The 25,277-nt window shown below is 68.0% G+C and carries 20 protein-coding genes; 7 read left to right on the forward strand and 13 right to left on the reverse strand.

Annotation, left to right across the window (positions count from 1 at the left end; genetic code table 11):
- Window positions 1-44: 44 nt before the first annotated feature.
- Window positions 45-1,766 carry a hypothetical protein gene (locus EV659_RS12490; protein WP_132709226.1) on the reverse strand — a complete coding sequence of 574 codons (1,722 nt, stop codon included), beginning with the start codon at window positions 1,764-1,766 and terminating at the stop codon, window positions 45-47.
- 297 nt (window positions 1,767-2,063) lie between these two features.
- On the opposite strand from EV659_RS12490, the gene EV659_RS12495 reads away from it, so the two are divergent.
- The 4 genes from EV659_RS12495 (at window position 2,064) to EV659_RS12510 (ending at window position 5,938) form a co-directional block, all read left to right on the forward strand.
- A complete protein-coding gene (locus EV659_RS12495; RefSeq protein ID WP_132709227.1) occupies window positions 2,064-2,756 on the forward strand; it encodes an HAD-IA family hydrolase in 693 nt (230 codons plus the stop codon).
- A 67-nt stretch (window positions 2,757-2,823) separates the two neighbouring features.
- A complete protein-coding gene (locus tag EV659_RS12500; RefSeq protein WP_132709228.1) occupies window positions 2,824-3,507 on the forward strand; it encodes a hypothetical protein in 684 nt (227 codons plus the stop codon).
- Window positions 3,508-3,513: 6 nt separating this feature from the next.
- A complete protein-coding gene (locus EV659_RS12505) occupies window positions 3,514-4,212 on the forward strand; it encodes an ATP12 family chaperone protein (RefSeq protein ID WP_132709229.1) in 699 nt (232 codons plus the stop codon).
- Between the two features lie 193 nt (window positions 4,213-4,405).
- Window positions 4,406-5,938 carry an acyl-CoA carboxylase subunit beta gene (locus tag EV659_RS12510; protein WP_132709230.1) on the forward strand — a complete coding sequence of 511 codons (1,533 nt, stop codon included), beginning with the start codon at window positions 4,406-4,408 and terminating at the stop codon, window positions 5,936-5,938.
- Between the two features lie 38 nt (window positions 5,939-5,976).
- Here EV659_RS12510 and moaD read toward each other — a convergent pair whose 3' ends face one another.
- From moaD to EV659_RS14900, 3 genes are read right to left on the reverse strand one after another with little or no spacing between them, the layout of a single operon-like run.
- Complete coding sequence (gene moaD, locus EV659_RS12515; protein ID WP_132709231.1) at window positions 5,977-6,231, reverse strand: molybdopterin converting factor subunit 1; 255 nt, start codon at window positions 6,229-6,231, stop codon at window positions 5,977-5,979.
- Window positions 6,232-6,277: 46 nt separating this feature from the next.
- Complete coding sequence (gene pgsA / locus EV659_RS12520) at window positions 6,278-6,877, reverse strand: CDP-diacylglycerol--glycerol-3-phosphate 3-phosphatidyltransferase (protein WP_132709232.1); 600 nt, start codon at window positions 6,875-6,877, stop codon at window positions 6,278-6,280.
- A 21-nt stretch (window positions 6,878-6,898) separates the two neighbouring features.
- Window positions 6,899-7,321: a tellurite resistance TerB family protein gene (locus EV659_RS14900; RefSeq protein ID WP_200287398.1), complete on the reverse strand. Its 423-nt coding sequence runs from the start codon at window positions 7,319-7,321 to the stop codon at window positions 6,899-6,901.
- 268 nt (window positions 7,322-7,589) lie between these two features.
- Between EV659_RS14900 and EV659_RS12530 the strand changes: the two genes are divergently transcribed.
- Window positions 7,590-10,070, forward strand: a complete 2,481-nt coding sequence (locus EV659_RS12530) for a GMC family oxidoreductase N-terminal domain-containing protein (RefSeq protein ID WP_132709234.1) — start codon at window positions 7,590-7,592, stop codon at window positions 10,068-10,070.
- 108 nt (window positions 10,071-10,178) lie between these two features.
- On the opposite strand, the gene EV659_RS12535 is transcribed toward EV659_RS12530, so the two are convergent.
- The gene (locus EV659_RS12535; RefSeq protein ID WP_132709235.1) at window positions 10,179-10,847 is read right to left on the reverse strand and encodes an outer membrane protein; all 669 of its coding nucleotides are present in this window, start codon (window positions 10,845-10,847) and stop codon (window positions 10,179-10,181) included.
- 581 nt (window positions 10,848-11,428) lie between these two features.
- Between EV659_RS12535 and EV659_RS12540 the strand changes: the two genes are divergently transcribed.
- Both EV659_RS12540 and purU read left to right on the forward strand, forming a co-directional pair.
- Window positions 11,429-12,106 (forward strand): hypothetical protein, encoded by a 678-nt coding sequence (locus tag EV659_RS12540; RefSeq protein WP_132709236.1) that lies wholly within the window; start codon window positions 11,429-11,431, stop codon window positions 12,104-12,106.
- Between the two features lie 234 nt (window positions 12,107-12,340).
- The gene (gene purU / locus EV659_RS12545; protein WP_132709237.1) at window positions 12,341-13,204 is read left to right on the forward strand and encodes a formyltetrahydrofolate deformylase; all 864 of its coding nucleotides are present in this window, start codon (window positions 12,341-12,343) and stop codon (window positions 13,202-13,204) included.
- Window positions 13,205-13,336: 132 nt separating this feature from the next.
- On the opposite strand, the gene EV659_RS12550 is transcribed toward purU, so the two are convergent.
- The 8 genes from EV659_RS12550 to EV659_RS12585 form a co-directional block, all read right to left on the reverse strand.
- Window positions 13,337-13,909 (reverse strand): peptidylprolyl isomerase, encoded by a 573-nt coding sequence (locus EV659_RS12550; protein ID WP_132709238.1) that lies wholly within the window; start codon window positions 13,907-13,909, stop codon window positions 13,337-13,339.
- On the reverse strand, window positions 13,906-15,609 hold the full coding sequence (locus EV659_RS12555) for a hydantoinase B/oxoprolinase family protein (protein WP_132709239.1): 1,704 nt from the start codon (window positions 15,607-15,609) through the stop codon (window positions 13,906-13,908). The genes EV659_RS12550 and EV659_RS12555 overlap by 4 nt, the downstream gene beginning before the upstream one ends.
- Window positions 15,606-17,714 (reverse strand): hydantoinase/oxoprolinase family protein, encoded by a 2,109-nt coding sequence (locus EV659_RS12560; protein ID WP_132709240.1) that lies wholly within the window; start codon window positions 17,712-17,714, stop codon window positions 15,606-15,608. Before EV659_RS12560 ends, EV659_RS12555 begins: the two co-directional genes overlap by 4 nt.
- A 344-nt stretch (window positions 17,715-18,058) precedes the next feature.
- A complete protein-coding gene (locus EV659_RS12565) occupies window positions 18,059-20,302 on the reverse strand; it encodes a TonB-dependent receptor (RefSeq protein ID WP_132709241.1) in 2,244 nt (747 codons plus the stop codon).
- 183 nt (window positions 20,303-20,485) lie between these two features.
- A complete protein-coding gene (locus EV659_RS15070; RefSeq protein ID WP_243641596.1) occupies window positions 20,486-23,254 on the reverse strand; it encodes a LuxR C-terminal-related transcriptional regulator in 2,769 nt (922 codons plus the stop codon).
- Between the two features lie 424 nt (window positions 23,255-23,678).
- Complete coding sequence (locus EV659_RS12575; RefSeq protein WP_165878882.1) at window positions 23,679-24,686, reverse strand: tyrosine-type recombinase/integrase; 1,008 nt, start codon at window positions 24,684-24,686, stop codon at window positions 23,679-23,681.
- The gene (locus tag EV659_RS15255; protein ID WP_132709243.1) at window positions 24,617-24,823 is read right to left on the reverse strand and encodes a helix-turn-helix domain-containing protein; all 207 of its coding nucleotides are present in this window, start codon (window positions 24,821-24,823) and stop codon (window positions 24,617-24,619) included. Before EV659_RS15255 ends, EV659_RS12575 begins: the two co-directional genes overlap by 70 nt.
- Window positions 24,820-25,125, reverse strand: a complete 306-nt coding sequence (locus EV659_RS12585; RefSeq protein ID WP_132709244.1) for a DUF4326 domain-containing protein — start codon at window positions 25,123-25,125, stop codon at window positions 24,820-24,822. Before EV659_RS12585 ends, EV659_RS15255 begins: the two co-directional genes overlap by 4 nt.
- Window positions 25,126-25,277: the final 152 nt, after the last annotated feature.

A 25,277-nucleotide genomic window follows, 5' to 3' on the forward strand; every position in this document is an offset into this window, starting at 1 on the left:
CCCCCGCCGCCCGCCGGAACTGGCCGGTGGGCGGCGGGCGGTGGTCAGAAGACGTCGCCGGTCGATCCGAATTCCAGGTCGTTGGTGAGGCCCAGGTCATTGGCCCAGATCAGCGGCGCGCGCTCGGTGCCGAGCGCCTCGAACCCGTCGGGCTCGGCGCGGCCGGCGAGGCTGCGCAGGTCGAGCCCCCGGGCGTCGGCCCAGTCGCTGCCCGAAACGAGGATCGGGTCGGTTTCGAACGCGAAGCCGTCGTCGGCGAACAGGCCGGCACTCACATAGATGTCGTCGAGCCGATTGCCCGACGGCGCGCCGCCCATAAGCCCGGCGATCGGGTCGCCGCCGAGCAGAACCGAGCCTGAGGGCACCACGCTGACCGTCTGGCTGCCGCCCGGCCCGCCTTGCAGGATCAGGTCGATGGTCACGGTGTCGGTCTGCTGGGCGCCGATCTGCGCGCCGGCGAGTACCGCCTGGGCCGGGTTGAACAGGGTCACGTCGATGCTGGCGGTGACCGATTGGCCTTGGGCCACGCTCGACACGCCGAACACCTCGGTGAAGCTGAGCGTCACCGTCTCCGACGTGTCGCCGGGCTGGAACAGCACCCGGCCGTCGAGATTGGTGCCGGCGCTGGTGGCCAGGTCCAGCCCCACCGACGACGAGACGGTGCTGAACGGCGGCGCGCTGGAGAGCACGATGCCGATGTCGAGGCTGCCCGCCCCGGTGCCGGCAAGCCCCGACACGCTGACCGTGGGCACCGCCGAGGCCGGCAGGCCGTCGAGGATGTTGATGAACGGCGCCTGGTTGATGTTGGTGACCGAGTGACCGATGTCGGCGAACAGCGCCAGTTCGGTGGCGCCGATATCGGCCCGGTCGCCCTGGATGACGAACGGGTTCATCAGCGACAGGCGCAGGTCCACCGGCGTGCCGAAGCTGTTGCCGGTATTGCCCAGGAAGTGCGAGATGTCCGAACCGCCGCTGCCGGTGGTGTATTCAAGCGGCACGCCGCCACCATAGAGCGCCACGCTGTTCGGCCCGGTGAACAAGGGCACGCCCGAACTGTCGTCGATGAACAGGTCGTACTGGGTCGCCGCCGTGATCGTGCCGAAGCCGAGGAAGTTGCCGCTGGGCAGGCTGCTGGCCACCGGCACGCTGTTGGCCAGGCCGAGGAAGCCCAAACCGTGGCCCAGTTCGTGCAGGATCACCGAATAGAAGTCGATCTGGTTCGATGGCACCGGGTCGTCCAGTTCCGGGTCGAAGAAGAACTGGCCGCCGTTGATCAGCTGTTCGTTGACGTTGACGATGATGTCGGGCGTGCTGCCGTTGAAATCGGTGCCGGTCTGCAGCTCCAGCAGGCTGCCGGCGATCACCGTGCCTATGTCGCCGGCGTCGAAGCTGCCGCTGCCGTTGCGGTCGACGAAGTTGCCGTCGAAGAAGATGCTGCCAGGCCCCGCCGACGCCACGGCGTTGGTGCCGCCCACATTGACCTGGACGTCCAGATTGGCGTTGCCGAAGCCGTTGAGGAAGTGTCCCCAGGCTTCGAGCGCCTTTTCGGTGATCGTCTCGAACAGGGTGAGGATCGACGCGGCGGTGCCGCCGACCTGGTCGACGATGGCCACGGTGAAGTCGAAGCCCTGCTGGCTGGCCTTGAACCCGAACGCATCGGACGGCAGTTCGGTGCCCATATAGGGCAGGGCCGCCCCGGCGAGCAGGCCGGCAAGGTCGAGGCCGTCCTCGCCTTCGTGGTGATGGTGATGGTGCGCATGAGTCATCGCATCTGGCTCCATGGCAACGGGATGAGGGAGATAAGCTTTGGGTTTATTGTCTTACTTAGCATACGTCCTATCACGTGCATCATAAGGAATAAACAAAAAATATTTTCAATGAATTGTTGCTGTTCAGGGTTGCATGGCCAGCCTGTCCGGCAACATTGAGTGTCAAACGGGGGGCGACGGGGCGCCGCCGGCGCGGCCCTCTCGCCTTCCGTGTCGAAACCCACTAAACCCCTTCGCGCGGGGCGGGCGTGCGCGCGCCTCGTGCCGGCTTGGATTGAGAGAGGATCGATCACGATGGCGCAACGCGTCTCCGCCGACCGGCCGTTGCGGCTGGTGGTGTTCGATTGCGACGGCACGCTGGTGGACAGCCAGGGCATTATCGTTCGCACCATGGAACGGGTTTTCGATGCCGCCGGCCTGCCGCGGCCCGATGCCAACGCGGTGCGCCGGGTGGTGGGCTTGTCCTTGCCCGAGGCGATCGCGCACTTGCTGCCCGACCTCGACGCGCCCGACCATCATGAACTGGCCGGCCATTACAAGCGCGCCTTCGCCGATATGCGGGCCGCCGGCGGCGATGCCGACGAATCGCTCTATCCCGGGATCGCGGCACTGCTGGCGGCGCTGGACGATGCCGGCTATCTGATGGGGGTGGCGACCGGCAAGTCGTCGCGTGGGCTTGCCTTGACGTTGGACAGGTACGGCCTTGCACGGTATTTTATCACTTTGCAGACGGCGGACCTGCATCCCTCGAAGCCGCACCCGGCGATGCTGCGCACGGCGATCGCCGAGGCCGGCGCCGAGCCCGAGCAGACCGTGCTGATCGGCGACACGCGCTATGACATGGCGATGGCGCGCAGTGCCGGCGCCCATGGCCTGGGCGTTACCTGGGGCTATCACCCCGGCGACGAACTGATCGAAGCCGGGGCGCGCGGGCTGGCCGACCGGGCCGCGGATGTGCCCGCGCTGGTCGCCGGCCTGATCGACTAGCGCCGCCGGTGAGCCGGCATGTTGGCGTTGATTTGGCGGATAATCTTGACGAACAGACGGATCGCGAATGACTTCCACACCGCGCCATAGCGAAACGCCGCCGCGCAAACGCCCGGATTGGGTTGTGCGGCACCTGGAACAGCCATCGACTGTGCCGGCGACCGATCCGCAGGCCCGCGAGGGGTATTGGCTCCTGGTCGTCGGCGCGGTCCTGTGTTTTGCGGTCACCGCGCTGATACTGGTCTATCGAGGCTGGTTTTTGGCGGGCTCCGACGCCCGGGCGTTCGTGTATCTGAGCCTGCTGGGCTTCTCGACCATCGGCGGTCTGTTCTTCATCGGCGCGTTCCGGATGCGGTCGCTGGGCGACAAGGTCCTGAACAAGACGCCGCGCCGGCGCGCCCGGCCGCTGCCGGTCTCGCACCTGCGCTTCGGTGCTGAAACAACGTCGGGCGCCCAGGTCAAGCGCCAGTCTTCGGCCCGGTTGCAACGCCGCCAGGCCCGGCGCGAGGCGCTGCGCCACATGCCGCGTGCCAGCCAACGCCCCGCCGTGCGGCCGGCCGCCAAGCCCGGCCCGGGCACCGGCCCCGCTGACCGGGCGGCCGAGACACCGGCCCACCGGCACGGCGACGATGGTGTCGCGCCCCCGGCGACCGCCACGCCCGCACCGCCGCCGGCCTCGCCCTCCGCTGCGCCGCCCTCTGCTGCGCCGTCATCCTCCGCACCGACCTCCGATCCCGACCCGAAAGGCTGACGGTCCGTGAAGCGTTTTTATTCCGACGCGGCCGTCGTTCCGGCCGACGAGGGCTATGCCGTCGTGCTCGACGGTCGCCCGGTCAAGACGCCGGGGCAGCGCCCGGTGGCCGCCCCCACCCGTGCCCTGGCCGAAGCGGTGGCCGAGGAGTGGCAGGCCCAGGGCGAGACCCTCGACCCCGCCGCCATGCCGCTAGCCCGCAGCCTCAACTCGGCGATCGACACCAGCGACGAGCAGCGCGCCGCCGTGGTCACGTCGCTCAGCCGCTACGCCGAGACCGACCTGTTGTGCTATCGCGCCGCCGGCCAGCCCGACTTGGCCGAACGCCAGCGCTATCTGTGGCAACCCTATCTGGACTGGGCGGCCGAGCGCTTCGCGGCGCGCTTTGCGCTCGCTGAAGGGGTGATGCCGGTGGTCCAGCCCCAGGCCACGGTCGATGCCCTGGCGGCGGCGGTGGCCCGGTTCGACCGGTTCCGGCTGACCGGCGTGCACCTGGCCGCCGGGGTGACCGGGTCGGTGGTGCTGGCCCTCGCACTCGAAGCGCGCTTCGCCTCGGCCGAACAGGTCTGGACCGCGGCCAGCCTGGACGAGGCGTTCCAGGCCGAATTGTGGGGCGAGGACAGCGAGGCCGCCGAACGCCGCGCCGGCATCGCCGCCGAGGTGCGCGCCGCCGATCGGTTCTTGAGCCTGCTCGACGCCGGCTAAGCGTGCGCGCCGGTCGGGGCCGCGATGGCCCCGGCGCGGTTTTCCGACCTCTGGGTTATTGACAGCGGCGCCCCGCGGCGATCAGCCTGTGCGCCGCACACGGCCGTGCCGCCCTGTCCATGGGGGGGCGCGGCCGCTGTATCCGCGCCGGCCGCTCGCCCGGCCAACCATCACAATAAGGGGGACCGTGCCCATGAAGGAAATCCTCGAAGAGCTGGAGCAGCGCCGCCACCAGGCGCGCCTCGGCGGCGGCCAGAAGCGCATCGACGCCCAGCACGCCAAGGGCAAGCTGACCGCGCGCGAACGCATCCAGGTGCTGCTCGACCCGGGCTCGTTCGAGGAATACGACATGTTCGTCGAGCACCGCTGCACCGACTTCGGCATGGACGACAAGACCTATTACGGCGACGGCGTGGTCACCGGCTCGGGCCTGATCAACGGCCGGCTGGTGTTCGTGTTCTCGCAGGACTTCACGGTCTTCGGCGGTTCGCTGTCCGAAACCTATGGCGAGAAGATCTGCAAGGTCATGGACATGGCGGTGAAGGCCGGGGCGCCGATGATCGGCCTCAACGACTCCGGCGGCGCGCGCATTCAGGAAGGCGTCGCCAGCCTGGCCGGCTATGGCGAGGTGTTCCAGCGCAACATCGAAGCCTCGGGCGTGATCCCGCAGATCTCGGTGATCATGGGGCCGTGCGCGGGCGGCGCGGTCTATTCCCCGGCGATGACCGACTTCATCTTCATGGTCAAGAACACCAGCTACATGTTCGTCACCGGTCCCGACGTGGTCAAGACGGTGACCAACGAACAGGTGACCCAGGAAGAACTGGGCGGCGCGATCACCCACACCACCAAATCGTCGGTTGCCGACGCGGCGTTCGACAATGATGTGGAAGCGCTGATGCAGGTGCGCCGGCTGGTCGACTTCCTGCCGGCGAGCAACCGCGAACGCGCGCCCAAGCTGCGCCCGTTCGACGTCGCCAACCGGCCCGAGCCCAGCCTCGACAATGTGGTGCCGTCGAACCCCAACAAGCCCTACGACATGCGCGAGGTGATCGAGAAGGTGGTCGACGAGGGCGACTTCTACGAGATCCAGGCCGCCCACGCCGCCAACATCCTCACCGGCTTCGCGCGCCTCGACGGCCAGACGGTGGGCATCGTCGCCAACCAGCCGATGGTGCTCGCCGGTTGTCTCGACATCGACAGCTCCAAGAAGGGCGCGCGCTTCGTGCGCTTCTGCGACGCCTTCGATATCCCGATCATCACTTTCGTCGACGTGCCCGGCTTCCTGCCCGGCACCACTCAGGAATATAACGGCATCATCAAGCACGGCGCCAAGCTGCTGTTCGCCTATGGCGAGGCGACGGTGCCCAAGATCACCGTGACCACGCGCAAGGCCTATGGCGGCGCCTATGTGGTGATGAGCTCCAAGCACCTGCGCGGCGACCTGAACTATGCCTGGCCCACGGCCCAGGTGGCGGTGATGGGCGCCAAGGGGGCGGTGGAGATCCTCTATCGCAGCGAACGCGACGACGCCGACAAGATCGCCCAGCGTACCGACGACTATGAAAACCACTTCGCCAACCCGTTCGTGGCCGCCAAGCGTGGCTTCATCGACGAGGTGATCATGCCGCACAACACCCGGCCGCGGCTGATCCGGGGCTTGAAGGCGCTGGCCAAGAAGCGGGTCGAGACGCCGTGGAAGAAGCACAACAACCTGCCGCTCTAAGCGGTCGCCGGTCGGGCGTCCGCGCCCGGCCGGGCGGCTCAGCCGCCGGTGACCGGCGGGAACAGCGCCACCTCGTCGTCGGCGCCGACCGGGGTCGCCGGGTCGCGCGCGTGGACCTGGTTGACCGCCACGCACAGCCGCTCGCGCTCGCCCAGCACGGCGGCATAAGCGCCGCCCCGGCCGGCCAGCCAGTGGAGCAGGCTGGCCACGTCGACCACCGCGGCCGGCGGTGCGACCTCCTCTTCGGCGACGCCAAGGCGTTCGCGCACCCAGGCGAAATACAGCAGTTTCATGGTCGCGCGGTCCCGAGGTCGTCGGCGCGTGAGGCTGCCGCGCCGCTCAGCGATCCTCGCCGGCGTCGGTGGGGCCGGTCAAGTGCGGCCAGGCGGCGGCGGTGTACTGCCAGCCGGTGATCGCGGTCATGGCCGCCGCCAGCCACAACAGCGCGAGCCCGAGCAGGTGCGCGCCGCCGGCACCGGCGCCGACGAGCGGCGCGCCGAGCAGCACGGCGATGGCGACCAATTGTACCGTGGTCTTCCACTTGGCCAGCCGCGACACCGGCATGGTCACCTTCACATTGCCGAGAAATTCGCGCAGGCCCGAGATGAAGATTTCGCGGAACAGGATCACCACCCCGGCGACCACATGAAGCCCGGCCAGCCGGCCGTCCCAGGCGAGCAGGATCAGCGCCGCGCCGACCATCAACTTGTCGGCGATCGGGTCGAGGAAGGTGCCGAGCCCGCTGACCACCCGCAGCTTGCGCGCCAGCCAGCCGTCGAGGAAATCGGTCAGGGCGGCGACGGTGAACAGCAGGAAGGCAGCCAGGCTCTTGGTCGGCTCGGCCAGGAAGAAGACGCCGGCCAAGAACGGCACGGCGGCCACCCGCGCCACGGTCAGGGCGTTGGGCAGGTGGCGCAGGGCGGTGCGGGCACTGGTCATCGGCTGGCGGTCCGGGCCGGCTCAGGCCGGGACGGCGAAGCTTTTGCGCCGGGCGGCGGCCCCGCGCTCGATCGCCGCGGCGGTCAGCCGGTCGATGCCCAGTTCGTGGCGGATCAGTTCCAGGATGCGCAATTCTTCCTGGCTCAGATGGCCGTCGGCCGCCGCCACCTCGCAGGCGACCGCATAGACCAGATCGCCATGATACTGGTCGATCGCCTCGGCGATCAGGCCGATCACCGCGTCGAGCCCCTCGTCTTCCTGAAGCATCTGGGTACACGCCTCGCTGTCGGCGAGCAGGCGGTTCTTGTCGTAACTGGCAAAGCAGGGCAGGCCGCCGACCGCGAAGGTCATGCGGTTCAATTCGCTGTCGGTCATGTCGCCGTCGCAGGCCGATACCAGGACCATGGTATAGACCAGGGCGGTCTCGGGGCTGATGGTGCTCATCTGAGGACTCTTTGTGCTGCGGGATACCGGCTTGTGGCCGGCTGAAAAGGACCGGGCCTGGGCCCGCCTTGGTTGGCGACAAGCTATCGCGCGTGCGGCCGCTGAGCAAGGGGGCGCCCGGTATCGCCGCCGGCTCAGAGAACACCGGCACCATGATCGTGTCGAGTGAGCGTCGGCGCGGGCCCGGGCCACAGTTCCAGGTGGTAAACCTGTTCCGCTTATGCCTATCCTCGACCGCCCACAAGGGGGGCATGGCGGGAGAGGGCCGATGACCATCGATCTCGACCAGATGACCGATGCCGCGTTCGCGCGGCTTCGCAAGGATAACAGCCGGCTGACGCTGCAATATCTGGACGGCGCCCAGTATCGGGGCCGGTTCGACCGGCGGCTGGCGGCGTTCGCAGGCCAGGCCCGGTTCGTGCGCGAGTTCGACAGCCTCGACGCGCCCGGCGCGCTGGTGGCGGAAGATTTCCTGCTCGCCGGCGATGGCGCTGATGACGGCGGCGACGACGACGACGCCGGGCCGTTGCGCCGCGCGGTCTTGGAAAGTGCCGCCGAGGGGCTCGATTTCGGCCCCGGCGAACGCCCGGGCTATGGCCCGCCGGGCGGCGTGGTGACGCTCGACGAGGTGTTGGTGCCGGTGGTGGCGGAACAGCCGATGGTGCTGCTCGGCCGGGCGGTGTTGACCCGGCTGCCCGCAGCGGCCGACCGGGACACCGCAGACCATGGGGCCGCCGAGCCCGATGCGGTGTCGGGCTTTTTTCTGCTGGAGCGCACGACCCCGCCCGAGGCGATCAAGCCCTTATTGTCGGGGCGCAAGCTGCGCACGCTGCGCGCGTTCACCGAGGCGCTGTTCGCGCCGCGCCTCGACCAGGCGGTGCTCAGCCTCGACGAGATCGTCGACAGCATCCAGGAACAGGTGGCGCTGATCGGCCGGGATATCCTCGCCACGGTCAAGCTGGTGCTGTTTGGCATCGAGCGGCTGGACTTTTTCGGCGGCTTTTCCAGCCAGTCGCTCGACAAGCGCCAGCGGCTGATCCGCAACACCCTGCTCGACCCCGACAGCGACGGGCCGTTCGGGCTGTTCCGCGACATGGCCCGGCTGCGCGCGCTGATCTATGCGGGCTATTACCGGCGCGAGGCGAGCTATCGGCGCATCGGCTTCGTGCCGCCGCCCGACCGGCCGACCCATGAGGGCCCGGCGCCCGAACGCGCGGTGCCCACCGGCCGGCTGACCGGCGGCGAGAGCTTCGACGTGATCGTCGTGGGCTCGGGCGCCGGCGGCGCGGTGACCGCCTACAATCTGGCGCGCCAGGGCTATGAGGTGGCGCTGTTGGAGGCCGGGCCGCTGGTCGCCAACGCCGAGATCACCCACAACGAAGCGGCGATGACCGCCAAGCTCTATGAGGATGGCGGTTTGCAGACCACCGCCAACAACGATCTGGTGATCTTCCAGGCCCACGCGGTCGGCGGCTCGACGGTGGTCAACAACGCCATCTGCCTGAACTTGAAGCCCGAGACCCTGCACCCGCGCGCCCGTGCCAATCATCCCTTCGACCTGTGGGCGGCGCGCTTCGACATCGATATCGACCGCGACCGCTTCTACGCCGCCTATGACACCATCGCCGACTTCCTGCCGATCCGCGAGATCAGCGAGACCCAGGCCGGCCCCAATGGGCGATTGCTGCTCGACGGCTGGGCGGCGTATCGCCAAACCCTCGACGACCCGGACGACCGCGCCGCGCCGGCCGGCCGGTTTCGCAAGAATTATCGCCAGGACGGCTATGGCTGTTTCCAGTGCGGCTATTGCAACACCGGCTGCCCTTATGAGCGCAAGAACGACGCCCGCGGGCGCTACATCCACGAGGCGGCGACCCGCCACGGGCTCAAGGTGTTTCCGCGCACCTGGGTCGACCGGGTGCGCCTGCGCGACTGGTGGGGCGGGGCGCTCAAGGCGCAGGGCGTCTATGCCCGGGTGCCGGGCCAAGGCGGCGTGTGGATCGGCGCGCGCCACGCGGTGGTGCTGGCCGGCGGCGTCGGCGCGACCACCGCGATCATGCGGCGCAGCGGCTTGAGCCACAATGTGGGCAACCAGGTCAGTTTCAATGTGGGCAGCCCGATGCCCGCCCTTTATGACCGCGAGATCGGCGCGCAGTACGGCGTGCAACTGGCCACCTATGTGGACCTGGGCGACTATCTGCTGGAATCGCTGTTCCACCCGCCCTTAGGGCTGGCGGTGATGATGCCCGGCTGGTTCGCCGACCATTTCGACCGCATGCACAGCTATGACCGGCTGGGCAGTGCCGGGGTCCTGTTCGCCACCCACAATTCGGGCCGGGCGCGCCGCGACGGGGCCATCGACTATGTGATGTCGGGCGAAGAACTGGCGCTTTACAAGCGCTCATTGGCGACGCTGGCGCGGGTTCACTTCGCCGCCGGGGCGGTCGAGGTCTACCCGCCGTCGATCGCCGGGGCGACGCTCAAACGCGGCGACGATATCGAGGCCCATATGGACCATTTCATCCGCCGGCCGGGCGACGCCACCATGTCGTCGAGCCACCCGCAAGGCGGCAGCCCCATGCACGGCCGGCCCGAATGGGGCGTGGTCGACGCGCGCTGCCGGGTCCACGGCACGCGCAACCTGTTCGTCACCGATGCCTCGGTGTTCCCAAGCGCGATCCGGGTCAACGCCCAATGGACCACCATGGCCATGGCCCATTATCAGAGCAGCCGCCCCGATTGGATCTGACCGGCGTCCCGCCACGGCGCCATCGGCAGCGGGCACATGACACAAAAAGGCCGCGGCATGACGGGGCCATGCCGCGGCCGGTCTTGGTCTGGGTCGTCGGGGCGGTGCTTAGAACTGCACGAAGATGCCCGTGCCGACGCGCCAGCTGTTCAGGTCGATACCGGGTGCGACGGTGGCGTCGTCCAGTTCGAACCCGATGCCGCCGAGCTTCTCGTTCGACAGCGAGTTGTAGAAGGTATAGTCCATGCCCGCGCGCACGCCCATGAAGCTGGTCAGCATGTAGTTGACCTCGCCCCCCAGACGCAGGCCGTCCAGGTTCTTCGAGGCGTCGTCGAGATCCTTGTCAAGCGGATCGGCGGTCACCTTGGAATTGACGTAGCCGACCTTGACATTGGCCAGGGTGCGATCCGACAGGGCGTAGCCGATGGTGCCGTTGACGCCGAACGACCGGCCCTTTTCCAGATTGGTTTGCAGGCCGAGCGGCTCGCTGCCCACCTTGGTGTCGGCGAACGAATAGTCGAAGCGGCCTTCAAGGCCCAGGACGAAATTGTTCTGGAACTGGTAGCGATAGCCAAGACCCAAGTCCAGGAACAGACCGTCGGCATCGAAGCCAAGTTCTTTGATATTCAGAACGTCTTCGTTGATCGAGACATTATTGTTCTCATAGCCGAAACCCAAGTCGCCATAGGCGCCCGTGAAGGGCTCCGCATTCTGTGCGTACGCTTGGCTCGACATAAGAGCGATGGTGGAAGCAGCAACCAGGGCCTTGCCGTACATTCTTTTCCTCCTGAGGCATTGTCATAGCAACGCAGGGGATATGTACTTGGCTTTGGCAAAGTCAATGGATAATGGTATACAAAAAAGTTGATAATTATACTTTTATTGGCATAATAAACTTCTGTATAAATCAATTTTTTATTGGGTTTCAGTGTGTCATCTGCGGTATTTTCGGTCGCCGGTTTTGACGCGTAACGTATTGATCCATCCGATCGCCCGTGGCGGGCGTGATCTTGCCCGTGCGGTCGCTCAGGGTGGCATGACCTGTCGATCCGGTTAAGGCGGCGGTTGGCAGGATGTTGTCCGGCCACTGTGGCGAGGTTGCGGCGGACCGCCTGTATCATTTGAGAGGGCCGGTGTTGTTTTGAGGCGCCGGGCGGTTCTGGAATGACGCACGCGGCGCCGGGGCGTTGCCGTCGGCGGCGGTTTTTCGGCGGTGGGCCGAGTTGGCACGAACCTTGGTTAGAGGGGAGCGCGCGACCCGGTGGGCGGGGCGCGCCCCTGTTAGCAATGCGTTCAAAAGGACCCTCAATCATGTCTTTCGCCAACATGACGTTCGCGACCAAAATCTATGCCGTCGTTTGCGCCGTCTGCGCCAGGAGGTGATCGCGCTCAACCGCGCCGAGTACCGCCTCGCCGCGGCGCCGACTGTCGGCGAGCGGCGCGCCGCCATCGAACGCCGGCAAACGCGCGCCGAGGCCGTCGAAGCGGCCGAACGCGAAGCCGCCAAGCAGCGCCGTGAGGCCGAGCAATTGGAGGTCGAGGCGCGCGCCAAGCAGGAGCGGGCGCAACGCGAGGCGGCCAAGGCCGAGGCGCTGCGCGGTGCCGTTGCCACCTTCGAAGAAGACATCCGCTCGGTCCTCGACGCCCTGGCATCGAGTGCGTCGGAACTGGACGCCACCGCGCACCAGATGGCCGCCACTGCCGAGGAAACCACCGCCCAGGCGACCACCGTGGCGACCGCCTCGGACCAGACCTCGCAGTCCATGCAGATCGTCGCCGCTTCCACCGACGAGTTGGACCGTTCGATCGCCGAGGTGACCGGTCAGGTGTCGCAATCGGCCGCTGCGGCGTCGACCCAGGTCTTGTCCGCTGCGAAGACGGTGGGCGAGCGCGGCGAGATCCTCAAGGCGCGGGTCGAACATTTCCTCGGCGGCATCCGCCGCGGTGAAGAAGAGGCGCTGGCGGAAAACGCCTTCGACAGCGTCGTCGCCATGGCCCACCCGGCCAATGACACAACCCTGAGCGCGGTGGCCTAAGGGTCCGGCCACCCGCTTGTCACCTCTGCCCACCAGGGGTCGGGGTTGTTGGCGGCTCGGTCTGCGGACCGGGCCGCCACTTTTCGGTTACGCACCCGGTTGACTCGGTTGACCGCCGGTGCCGGACGCGCATGGCTATGGCCTCGGGGCGGGCTGTCTGCTAGAGCCGGATGCGGTGTATACAACCGGCCCGGTGCCCGTCGCTGGCGTGCCCGGCCGTTCGGAGTCGCTGTCATGGTCGATCGCCTGCCCGCCCGTCTGGTCTTGAAGCTCGCCTGTCCCGACCAGCGGGGCATCCTGGCGCGCCTGGCGCCGCTGCTCGCCGAGCATGGCTGCGACATCCGCGAAGCCTCGGTCTATGGCGACCCGCAAAGCGCGATGTTCTTCGTGCGCATGGAACTGGTCAGCCCCGACCGGACGCTGCACCAGCTGGAAGAGATCGTCCGCCCGCTCGCCGACACCATGGCGCGCACCTGGTCGCTGCACACCCTGGGCCGGCGCATGCGCGTGCTGGTGGCGGTGTCGAAGGCCGGCCATTGCCTGAACGATCTGCTGCACAAATGGCAGATCGGCACCCTGCCCATCGACATCGTCGGCGTGGTCTCGAACCATCCGACGCTCGCCCGCACCGTCGAGTGGCACGGCCTGCCGTTCCACCATCTGCCGATCACGCCCGACACCAAGCCCGCGCAGGAGCAAGCCTTTCGCGGCCTGATCAAGGACAGCGGCGCGGAGCTTGTGGTGCTGGCGCGCTACATGCAGGTGTTGTCGGACGGCATGAGCGCCTGGCTCGGCGGCCGCTGCATCAACATCCACCATTCGTTTCTGCCGAGCTTCAAGGGCGCCAAGCCCTACCATCAGGCGCACGCCCGCGGCGTCAAGCTGATCGGCGCCACCGCCCACTATGTGACGGCGGACCTGGACGAAGGCCCGATCATCGAACAGGACGTGCGCCGGGTCACCCACGCCACCACGGTCGACGACATGGTCGCCATGGGCCGCGAGGTGGAAGCCTCGGTGCTGTCCCGCGCCGTGCGCTGGCACGCCGAACACCGCGTGTTCATGACCAACGGCCGCACGGTGGTGCTGCGGAGTTAAGGCACTCGGGCGCCTTGTGTCGGCCTCTTGATGCTGGGGGTGTGGGCTTGGCGCGATTGCGACGAGCGTTCGGGCGCCCATGACGGGGGAGGTAAGGCCCGTACGAACACCGGGTCGGCTCCCCCGCCGCCGTCAAATCACCTCTGCGCGCAGGATTGGCACCGGTGGGTCGAGCATTTCTTGAGCGCCGGCCCGGCCGAACAGCCGGTCGAGGCTGTCGACCCCCTCGACCAATTGGCCGAAGGCGGCGAAGCCCTGGCCGTCGGGGTGGCGCGCGCCGCCGGCGTCGAGCGACGGCGTGTCGGCGCGGCACAGGAAGAAGCCGCCATAGGTGCGTCCGGGCTCGAACCGCGCCGCCGAGACGGTGCCCCGGCGATGGCGCAGGCCGGTCCGGTCGGTCGGTTCGTGGGCCACCGGGGGCAGCGGCTGCGGGTCGTCGACCCACAGCCCGCCCTGGGCCACCTCAATCGGGTGGTCGGGCCGGTGGCTGGCATTGGCACGGGTGACGATGCGGTAAAAGCCGGTGCCGTCGAACGCGCCCATGGCCGCCAAGTCGGCGAAATAGGCGCAGGTCAGCGGGGCGGCGGCGTCGTCGAGCGCGATCACCAACCGCCCGACCCCGGTGTCGAGGGCCAGGTGGCGCCGCCGGCCGGGCCCGGGCTGTGGCGTCGGCTGCGGCGTCGGTGTGGGGGTGTCGGCGGTCATGCGGGGTCGCCCCGATAGCCATAGACCTCGGCGGCGCGGTCCGGCGAGACATAGCCGTTCTTGACGTCCTCGGCCACTTGCCGGGCGGGGCGCTCGGCCGGGTCGCCATAGCCGCCGCCATGGGCGGTCACCACCTCGACCACGTCGCCGGCGTTGAGCGGCAGGGCGGTGCAGGCGGCGTGGCGGCTACGCTCGCCCGACGCGCGGACCACCTCGATAAAGTTGGTCGAACCCGGCCGGCCGCCGTCGAGACCCCAGGGGCCGTTTTCTGTGCGCACATAAGCCGTGGTGATCCACCAGCCGTCGGCCATGATCCGATAGTGCAGGCGGATGCCGCGCCCGCCCATGTGCCGGCCCTCGCCGCCCGGTGCCTCGCTCAGGCTCAGCCGGTCGACCATCAGCCCGTTGCGCTGTTCGGCCACTTCGGCCGGCACGTTGAAGGTGTCGCCGTGATAGCCGGTGTAGAGCGCGTTGACGCCGTCGCGGGTCGCCGCCGCCCCCCAGCCGCCCAGCTGCGGCTCGACGATGCCGAGCGCCTGGCCGGTTTCGGGGTGCGGGCCGCCCAGGAAGGTGCCGCAGATCGAGGCATAATGGCCGGCGGTCAGCCGTTCGGGCAGTGCGGGCGCCAGCGCCTTCCACAACAGGTCGAAGCCGGTCACCGTGGTTTCGTAATAGACGCTGACCGCGGCCGGATAGCGCGCGGCGAACATGGAATCGTCGTCGACGAGCAGGCGGATCGGCCGGAAGGTGCCCGAATTGGCCAGATTGTCCGGCCCGCAGATTGCCATGAAGATCATCTGCGCGTTGACCATGGTGGCGTCGAGCGTGCAGTTGAGCGCGTCGGCGCGGGTCGGCGGGTTGCCGCGCAGGTCGACCTCGAAGACGTCGTCGGTGATGGTGATCGTGGTGCGCAATTCGATGCCGTCGTCGGTGCGCTCGGTGGCGTCGAAGCGGCCATGGGGCAGCGCCTTGAGGGCGGCGCGCGCCATCCGCTCGCCGGTCTCGATATAGTCGGCGATGGCGTGCAGCACCGCAGGCGTGCCGTACTTCTCCGCCAGCGCCTTGAAGCGGCGCTCGCCGGCGCGCATCGACGCCACCCCGGCCCAGAAATCGCCCTTCGAGATGTCGGGCTGGCGGCTGTTGGCCTGGATGATGTCGAGCACCGCCTGGTTCACCTGGCCCGCCTCGATCACCTTGATGCACGGCAGTTGCAGTCCCTCCTGATAGAGGTCGCGGGCGTCGGCGCTGATGCCGCCGGGGAACGCGCCGCCCAGGTCGACCCAGTGCGCCTTGTTGGCCAGCCAGCCGATCAGCGTGTCGCCGGCGAACACCGGCAGGATCAACACCACGTCGTTCATGTGGCTGACCCCGCCATGGTGCGGGATGTTGGTCATGAAGATGTCGCCGGGGCCCACATCGCCGGGCCGGTGGTACTTGGCCCGCACCGACTTCACGCCCGGTTCCAACATGCCGATGAAGCCCGGAATGCCCGAGCCCGAACTGGCCAATTGGCCGTCGGCGTCGAACATGGCGACGCCGAAGTCGAGCACCTCGTAGATGATCGAACTCATTGCGGTCTTGCGCATGGTGGCGAACATCTCGTCGGTGATCGCGCGCAGCGAGCTTTGGATGATCTCCACGGTGATCGGGTCCACCGGCGCCTGGTTCCGGGTCGGGCTCGGGGTGTCGTGCTGGGTCATGCCGTGGCCTTTCCTGTCTCGATGTGCAGATTGCCATAGTCGTCGACGCGGACCCGTTGGCCCGGCAGCACCACGGTGGTGGTGCCGGCTTCCTCGACGATGGCGGGGCCGGTGAAAGTGGTGCCGGCGGGCAGCCGGTCGCGGTCGTAGATGGCGGTTTGGTGGACCCCCTGGGCGTCGAAATCGACCCGTCGGTCGGGCTTGCGCGCGGCGTTGAGCGCACCGGCCGGGTCGTCCGTGGTCGCCAGCTTGGGCAGCGTCGGCTTGTCGATGGCGGCGAAGGCGGTGAGGTTCAAGCTCACCAGTTCGACCGGGTTGTCGAGCGCGTAGGTATAGGTTTTCTCGTACGCGGTGTGGAAATCGGCGAGCACGCGGTCGATGTCGTCGGCGGTCAGGCGGTCATGGTCGAACGCTACCTTGACCGTGTGCGCCTGGCCCACATAGCGCAGCTCAAGCGCCTGGTCGAAGCGCACCCGGCCGGGCTTGACGCCTTCGTCGGCATAAGCCGCAAGCGCCTGGTCGCGCAGGGCGCCCAGGGCGTCGGTGATGCCGTCGGCGGCGTGGGCGTCCATGGCCACCGCGTGGGTCTGCACATAGTCGCGGCGCAGGTCCGACATCAACATGCCCCAGGCCGAGAACACCGACGCCTTGGCCGGCACGATCACCGAGGGGATGTTCAATTCCTCGGCCAGGGCAGCGGCGTGCATGCCGCCGCCGCCGCCGAACGCCACCAGGGCGAAGTCGCGCGGGTCATAGCCCCGGTTGATCGACACCAGCTTGAGCGCGTTGGCCATATTGTGGTTGGCGATGCGGATCACGCCGCGCGCGGCTTGCACCGCGTCGAGCCCCAGGGGCTGGCCCAGGCGCGCGAACGCCGCCTCGACCGCGGCCATGTCGGCCTTAACCTCGCCGCCGATGAAATAGTCCGGGTTGACCCGGCCGAGCATCAGATTGGCGTCGGTGGTGGTGGCGTCCCGGCCGCCGCGCCCATAGGCCACCGGGCCGGGGTCGGCGCCGGCCGATTGCGGGCCCACGTGCAGCTTGCCGAAATCGTCGATCCAGCCGATCGAGCCGCCGCCATTGCCGATCTCGACGATGTCGACCACCGGGGTCATGATCGGATAGCCGGCCGAGCGGTCGTCGCGTTCGATCATGTACTGGCTGGTCAGGCTGACCTGGCCGTCGTCGACCAGCGAGCATTTGGCGGTGGTGCCGCCGATGTCGAACGCGATCAGGTTGCGCACGCCCAACAATTCGCCGAGTGCCGCGGCGCCGAGCACGCCGCTGGCCGGGCCCGATTCGACGATGGTGATCGGCGTGCGCCGGGCCGCCTCCACGGTGTCGATGCCGCCGTTCGACTGCATCACATAAAAGGCACCGTCGAATCCCTTGGTGGTGAGCGCGTCCTGCAACTGGGTCAGATAGGCGCTGGCGCGCGGCTGCACATAGGCGTTGAGCACGGCGGTGTTGGTGCGTTCATATTCGCGCCATTCGCGGCAGATCTGGTGCGAGGCGACCACCGCCACCTCGGGCCAGCGCGCGGCGATGGCCTGGGCCAGCGCCTGTTCATGGGCGGGGTTGGCGTAGGCGTGCAGCAGGCAGATGGCGATCGCCTCGACGCCCTCGGCGCGGAAATGGTCGAGGATCGCGTCGAGCCCCTCGCTGTCCTCGCTGGCGTCGAGCGCCAGGGGCTGCGCCACCTCGCCCTTGTAGGTCATCCGCTCGGCGACCTCGCGGCGCAGGTGCCGGGGCACGAACGGGGCCGGCTTTTCATAGAGCAGGTTGAAGAAATCCGGGCGGTTGCCGCGCGCGATCTCCAGCACGTCGCGAAACCCTTGGGTGGTGATCAGGCCGACCGCTGCGCCCTTGCGCTCGGTCAGGGTGTTGATCACCACGGTCGAACCATGGGCGAAGAAGGCCATCTGGCGCGCGTCGATGCCGGCCTTGTCGAGCGCGTCCATGACGCCTTGCTGGAAGTTGGGCGGGGTGGTGTGGGCCTTGACCTCGGTGATGTGGCGGGCCTCGCCGGTCCGGTCGTCGATCTCGTAATAGACCAGGTCGGTGAAGGTGCCGCCCACATCGCTGGCGGCGCGGATTTGCGTCATGGTGTCTGTCCCTTCTGGCCAAGGCGCCGGCAGCCTTGCGGGCGGGCGGCCGGGTCGGATCGGCGTTGGCGATGGCATGGCTGGGTGTCGGCCGGGGCCGAGCGGCCCTTGGATGGTCGGCGGCCAAGCGACCGGGATGTGGCCCGGCCCCGGCTGCATCCGATGACGAGAGGGCGGGCGATCACCCGCCCTCTCGGGCGTCGGCCCGGGGCCGGCCCGGTTTCTGTGTCCGGTGCCGGCCCCGGGTGGGGCGGCCGTCCGGCGTCGGCTTGGTTGGGTGCCGATCTGCGCGGATGGCCGTGGGTGTGGGGGGCGAGCGGCAAGGGCGTTGGGGTCTTGCCGGTCTAGAAGTTGTAGCGCAGGTCGAAACGCCAGACCCGCGGCAGCGCGGCGTGGGCGAAGCCGCCGAGCACATATTCGGAGTTGTAGACCGTGTCGGTCAGGTTCTCGACCGAGCCGGTCAGCGCCCAATGACCGTCGGCGGTCTCGACCCCGGCGCGCAGATTGACCAGGTTGATCGCCGAGCGCGGCGTGGCGTTCTCGGGCGACCAATACTGTTCGCCGCGCCGCTCATAGTCGGTGCGCGCGAAGCCGATCAGGTCTTCGGTGATGTCGAAGCGGTATTGGGCGGCCAGGTTGAAGGTCACGTCGGCCACATAGGGCGCGGTGTTGCCGACCAGCGCGGGGTTGACGGTGTAGTCCTTGATGGTCGCGTCGGTGACGCCGATGCCGGCGGAGATGTCGAAGCCGGCGAACGGCCGCACGGAGATTTCCGCCTCGCCGCCATAGATCTCGACCACGTCGATGGGCACCAGCACCTGGCCGCCGACGGCGCCGATGAACACATAATAGGGCGCGTTCTTCAGCCGATTGCGATAGACCGCGCCGTTGACGGTCAGCCGGTCGCCGAGCCAGACGCTCTTGAAGCCGGCCTCGACCGCGTCGTTCTCCTCTTGCGGCAGCACGTCGGCGACGCCGGGCACGCCGTTGGCGGCCGCCAGGTCGCCGATGCCGTTCTGGTTGAACTGGCCGCTGCGGAAGCCGCGCGCGTAGCTGGCATAGGCCGAGACATCGTCGGTGATGGCGTAGCGCAGGCTCACCTTGGGTTGGAACAGGTCGAAGGTGGCCTGGTTGACCGCGCCGGGCTGGCCGATGTCGCGCTGGCTGGTGCCGTCGATGAAATTGCCCTGGTCGGGGTCGACGACCTGGTCGCGTTCTTCGCGGTCGTAGCGGCCGGAAAAGTCGATCTCCAGGCGCTCGGTGACGTCGAAGGCGGTGCTGAAGAAGACCGCATAGGCTTCATTGTCATTGTCGTCGGCGATGAAGCTGAGCAGCGGGTTGGTCGGGTCGATCACCGGTTCGCGGCGGATGCGCGTGAAGCCCTGTTCCCGATCTTCCATCACCGAGGTGGACAGGAACCGGTTCTCGCTCAGGAAATAGGCGCCCACCTGCCAGCGGAAGCGCTGGTCGGCGCGGCTGATCAGGCGCACCTCCTGGCTGAAATTGCTGACGTCGGTGAACTGCGACTGCAATTGATCGCCCAAGGGGTAGGGGATCGCCGGGGTGATGCCGCTGGCCGCCGAATAGGGGTATTGGTCGCCGCCGGTGCTTTGGGTCAGCATGTCGTAGGCGGTGACGGTGCGCAGCTCGGCGAAGCCTAAGTCGGCGGCGATGCGCAACGAGATCTGGCTGACGTCGCGGTCGTCGCGGCCCAGATTGTTGGTGTAGAAGGTGCGCGACACCTCGTTGGCGTCGCCGCGGCTGAAGTCGAACGCGACCGGGATGCCGTCATCGTTGAGGACCGCCGGCTGGTAGACATAGTTGAGCCCGCCGCCCTTGGTGCGCACCAGCGAGCCGCGCAGGTCCATCTGCAACCACGGCGCGGGCGTGAATTCCAGATGGCCCCGGAACGCGATGTTCTCCTGATAGTCCATCCGTTCGTCGACGACCGGATTGTGGAAGAAGCCGTCGCGGTTGAAATAGTGGGCCGACACCCGCGCCTTCAGCACATCGGGCACGATCGCGCCCGAGACCGACAATTCGCCGCCGAAGCTGTCGCCATTGCCGGCGGTCGCCTGGGCATAGCCTTCGAACGCGTTGGTCGGGCCTTTGGTATTGATGATGATCGCGCCGCCGATGGCGTTGCGGCCGTAGAGCGCGCCCTGCGGCCCGCGCAGCACCTCGATGCTGGACAGGTCGAACAGGGGCTGGTCGAACATGCGCTCGTTGGTCAACAGCACGCCGTCGATCACGATCGCCACCGGCGGGGCGGTGTTGCGGCTTTGCGTCGAACCGCGGATCGAGATGAAGTTGGTGCCGGCGTCTTGCGAATTGGCGAAGGTGACGCCCGGCGTCATGGCGAAGAAATCGTCGACCCGGTCGATGCCCGCGTCCTGGATCAACGAGGCGGAGAACACCGTCTCCGAGATCGGTACCGACTGCACGGTCTCGGTGCGGCCGCGCGCGGTGACGACGATCTCCTCGATGGTCAGGCTGGTGTCGGCCTGGGCCACGGCCGCCACGGACAGCGCCGGCCCGGTCAACAGGGTGGAAGCGAACAGGGCCGCAAAACGGTGTCGATTGCGCATATGGTGTGAGTCCCGGCTGATTTGTTATGGCGATGTCGCGTCGCGGCATCCATTCATTGCCGAGCAGTATGCTGGGGTGTTCCTTGGCCGGGCAAAGCCGCAGACGGGTGGTTTTGGCGGTAATCCGGGTGGGGTGCGCATGGCCGGGCCTACCCGAACGGGTGGGCCGTGCCGCGCCGGGGCCTATTGCAGCAATGCCCGGGCGCGCGCCTTGGCCACCGCCTCGCCGCGGCGCTGCACCCCAAGCTTGGCGTAGATGCTCTTGAGGTGGAACTTGACCGTGTTCTCGGTCAGCGCCAGCACCCGGGCGATTTCCTTGTTGGACTGGCCCTGCGCCAACTGGTCGAGCACGTCGCGCTCGCGCCGGGACAGCAGCGCCTGTGCGCCGCCTTCGCGCGTGGCCAGCAGGCGCTCGACCCGGTCGAGTGTCAGGCGATCCAACTGCCGGGCCGGGTCGTCCGCACAAAGGTCGCGCAGGTCAGCCAGATACGGCTCGAGCGCGCCATCATGGGCGAGGATCGCCGGCAGTCCGTGGCGGGTGACCGCGCCGAGCGCCCGGGCCAGAACCGCCTGGCTGCGCCGTGGCTGGCCGGCGCGGTCGAGCGCCCGGCCCAGCGCCGCCCACAGGCGTTGGGCATGGAACGCCCGGCCGGTGTCCTCCAGCCGCCGGGCCAGCGCTTCCATGCCGGCCAGGTTGGCGACGGCCTCGGCGCCGCCACCCGCCGGGTCGACCGCCGCACGCAGGCTCAGAAACAACGCCGCCGATTGCCAGTGAAACGCGTCTTCGTTCGCGCCGGTCACGTGCGCGCCATATTGGAAGCCCAGGGCCGTCAGCTCTTCCCAGGCGGCGTCGGTGCGGCCGGTGACCCAGGCGTGTTTGGCGCGCAGACAACGGACAAAGCAGGCCAGGCGGTCCAGGTCGCGCCGGGCGGCATAGTCCTGCACCTGGTCGAGCACCTGGGTCGCCAGCTCATGACGGCGATAAAGCAGCGCCAGGTGCACCAGCGCATCCACGCCGACCAGATAGATCTCGCTCCAGCCATCATGGTCGAGGATATGGTCGAGCATGCGGCGAAACCGCGGGATGTCGCTGTCGCGGGCGGTGCCGGCCCAGGTCTTGACCGCCAGGTCGAGCACCGTGGCCAGGTGGATCAGGCCGCTGTCGAGGCCGAAATTCTCCCGCGCCAGGTCGAGCGCGCGTTGGATCGCCGCTTCCGCCGCATCGTGCTGGCCGGCATAGAGCGCGATGGTGCCGGCGTGGATGGCGCAATAGTTGAGCCCCAGGATCGACCCGCACTGTTTCATGGCGAGGGTGGCAGCGCGTTCGGTCGCCACCGCGTCGGCGAGCCGGCCGCGGCGCAGCCGGTCCAGCGTCTCGCCGGCCAGGATGGTGCCGGCATCGAGCGGCGCGTGGGCCTCGGCGCGCGCGATCACCTGGGCCACCGGCGGCGCGCCGTCGGGCCAGGTTCCCAGATCCTCGTACAGGTGCAGCATGGTCAGCACGGGCTCGATGTCGCCGGCGCCCCCGTTCCCCTCGCTCCCCCCGGTTCCCCCGCTCCCGGCGCCTTCGCTGGCCTGGCCGCCCTGGTCAATTGGGCCGGGCAGGGCGGCGGCGCGGCTCAGGCAGGTGCGGGCCTGGGCGATCTGGCCATCCTTGCAGTGCAGATAGCCGCGCGCGATGCACAAGGCCCGGTCGTTCTGCACCACCGCCGGCGGCAGGTGCGCCAATTGGGTGCGCAGCGGCGTGATGCCGTCCCACAGAATGATCCGCCAGCCGCCCTGGCTGCGGATCAGGGCGCTGGCCAGCGTATAGTCGCCGGCCGCCGCCGCGCAGCGCACCGCCTCGCCGTTATAGCCGCGCTCGGCATGCCAGCGCGCGGCGCGGGTCAGGATCCGGCGAAACACCGCTGGCGCCTCGCATTTGAGCTGCTTTTGCAGATGCTCGGCGAACAGGTGGTGCAGGCGAAACCATTGGCCGTCTCGGTCGAGCGGCACCAGCAGGGCGCGAAACGGCTGCAAGGCCGCCAGCATGGCCCAGGCATTGGTTGCGCCGCCCTGGCCCGCGTCGTCGGTGCGCTCGGGCGCCGGGTCGTCGGCCACATGGTCGGCGAGTTCGGCGGTGACCTTGCCGAGCACCGCGATGCGGAACAGAAAGTCGCGCAATGGCGGGTCGAGCACGGAGATGATCTGCCGGGTCAGATAGGCGGAGATCAGTTCGCTGGAGACGATTTCGCCCACCGGGGCATGGGGGTTGGTGGCCCGGCGCGCCTTGATAAGTTGCAGGGCGATGGGCCAGCCCTCGGCCTTGGCGGCGATGGCGCTCAATTCGCCGGCGTCGAACGCCTCGCCCAGCAGCGTGCGGGTTTCGTCGGCGGTCATGCGCAGATGATCGGGGCCGATCTCCACCGCCCGGCCTTCGGCAAACAGGGTCGCCAGATCGAGCGCCGGGGCATGGCGACAGCCGAGCGCGATGTGCACGCGCCCCCCGGCTTCGCGCAGCAGCCGCTCGAGCACCGCATTGGCTTCGGGCGTTTCGGCCAGGTGATAATCGTCGATGAACAGGGAAAGGCGCGCTGGTGCGGCTGCCAGGCGCTCCACCAGTCGGTCGGTCACGGCGGTCACATGGGCCTGTGCGAAGCCATCGGCCGCCCCCACGGCCATGTCGTCCAGGTCGAGCGCCGCGTTGGCAAGCGCCCGGACCAGCAGGGCGAGGAAGGCGCGCACGTCGCGGTCGTCGCTGTCGGCCGCCGCCCAGGCGGTGGTGCGGCCCTCGGCCTCCAGGGCCTGGGCATACTGGATCAGCAAGGTCGATTTGCCGAAGCCCGCAGGCGCTGCCAGGATCACCAGCGGCCGCGCGGCTTCGGCGGTCAGCAGACCGATCAGCCGCCGGCGCGCGATCAGCCCCGCCGCCGGATCGGGCCGGTGGGTCTTGGTCATGCTGTGGCCGGGCATGGCAGCCCCCGGCGCGACGACGCCCCTGGACATATGACGGCGCTACCCCTGTGGTATCGATCCAGGAGCCTAGTCAGGATGGTTGCGGGAAATAAAGGGAACTTTCGTCACCGCCCCGGCGAGGGGGCGAGGCTGCGGTGAGCGGCTCTGCCCCATGGGCTGCGATCGCGGGCGTGCACGCTTGCCGGGCGCAGGGCGTGACCGAACCATTGTCCCCTGTGCGCGGACCAGCCTAAGTGCTTGATTTGAATGGTGGGCGCGAGAGGATTTGAACCTCTGACCCCTGCGGTGTGAACACGTGTGGGGCGCAGTTTTCCGCGGTTTTTCGATTCAATTTCCGTGCACAAACCAAGAACAAAGCATGAACAGGCAATTTCAGGGTTCATCGCGTACCACCGAGCACTGTGTTTTTTTGGCCCCCGGATCAGTAGTCCAGAGCCGCTGCCGCATCCTGTAAGTAATCCGGGCTATAGCGCGCATAGGTGCGTTCGGTGACCGACGTGCTGGTGTGGCCCATGTACTGGCTGATAACCGACATCCGCACGCCAGCTTCGGCCATCCAAACCGCCGCCGTGTGGCGCAGAGAGTAGGGCGTGGCCTTGACGCCGCTGCGCGCGCTGGCTGAAGCGAACGCCGACTTGATGGATTGCACGCGGCCACCGCCATACTCGATCACATATGCCGATATCGCCCCCTGCCGGGCCTCCCAAAGCACACCAAGCAGCTTGTCATTGATCGGCACGATCGGTCGGCGCTTTGACGTCTGCGCGCGACCGGGGGGATTGAGGTCGATGCGCTTGAGCTCAAAATCCACTTGGTCCCATTGCAGATCCAGGATCGCGGAGGGCCGGGCCGCGGTCGCGATGGCGATCTGCATGTAAAGCCGGATATGGGGGGCGCAGCACCCGTCCAACAGTAACCGGAATTGGTCGCGCGTCAGGTGCCGTGACGCCGGGGCGCCGCGATCCGGCAATGTGATGTGGGGTGCCTTGGTCAGAAGACCCGCCCGCTCGGCCGAGCGGAGTGCCGCGCGTAGATAGAGCAATTCGGTGTGGATCGTCGCACGAGATGCGCCACCATCGCGCCGTTGCTCCACATAGGCGTGGCACACCTTGCGCGTCACATCCGTGGGCTCCAATGGTGCAAAGACCGGCGCGAGGCGCTTCCAGGCATCGCGTTGTCGGCTGGAGGATTTGCCGCGCTCTTCCAGTTCCTCAAGATAGGCTTGGTACAGCGCGGCCACGAGACCGCTCTTAGGTTTCTGGATTTCCTTCCACCGCTGTGGCGCGCGTGCCTTGGCGACGGTGTAGTCATCGGTGCCGAGCGCGCGTTTGCGGTAGACGCCATCTTTGTCGTGGAAAGCTATGCTCCAGCCGCCTCGGTGGCGCACGATTGAATATAGGTTTCCAGATCGCTTTTCCTTACCCGCCATAATTTGGTCCCGACACGAAATCCCTTGAGTGTGCATTTGGGTGAAGCCAGCATCCGCCGCACGGTCGACGGATTGCATGACAGGAACTCAGCGACTTGCTCGACCGTGTACACGGGCTCGATCTTGATTTGGCTCATGATCCCGTTCCTTCTCTATTCGCCAGCGCCAGAAGCACGTCGGCATGGCAGGGTTGGTCGAGTGGGCACCAGCAGACCAAATCGCGACCCCGCAGATCCCGCCGTGCGGCCTCGCGCAGGGCGGCCTGCTCAGGCCGGGCCACGTATTCGCGATAGAGCCGCGCGAGCCTTTCGGGGTCGGCGCCCTGATATGGATTGCCCCAGCGGGTAGGGCGGCCCACGTAGACGGCGCCGGCCGGCATCAGCCAGCCTTTCGTCCGCTTCCGTTGTATGCGCTGCGGGCGGCGCGATGGGTCGATCATGCCGCCGCCCTCCGGCTTGGGCTGAGGGCGGCCGGCAGGGCGGTGTGCTCGCGGCCATCGAGCAGGCGGCCGGCACGGCGTCGGCCGAGCGCCACCATCACCTCATTGTCCAGCGGCGACACCGGCGGCCGGCCGCCATTGATCGCCACCTC

The organism is Rhodothalassium salexigens DSM 2132, assembly GCF_004341375.1.
GTDB lineage: Bacteria > Pseudomonadota > Alphaproteobacteria > Sphingomonadales > Rhodothalassiaceae > Rhodothalassium > Rhodothalassium salexigens.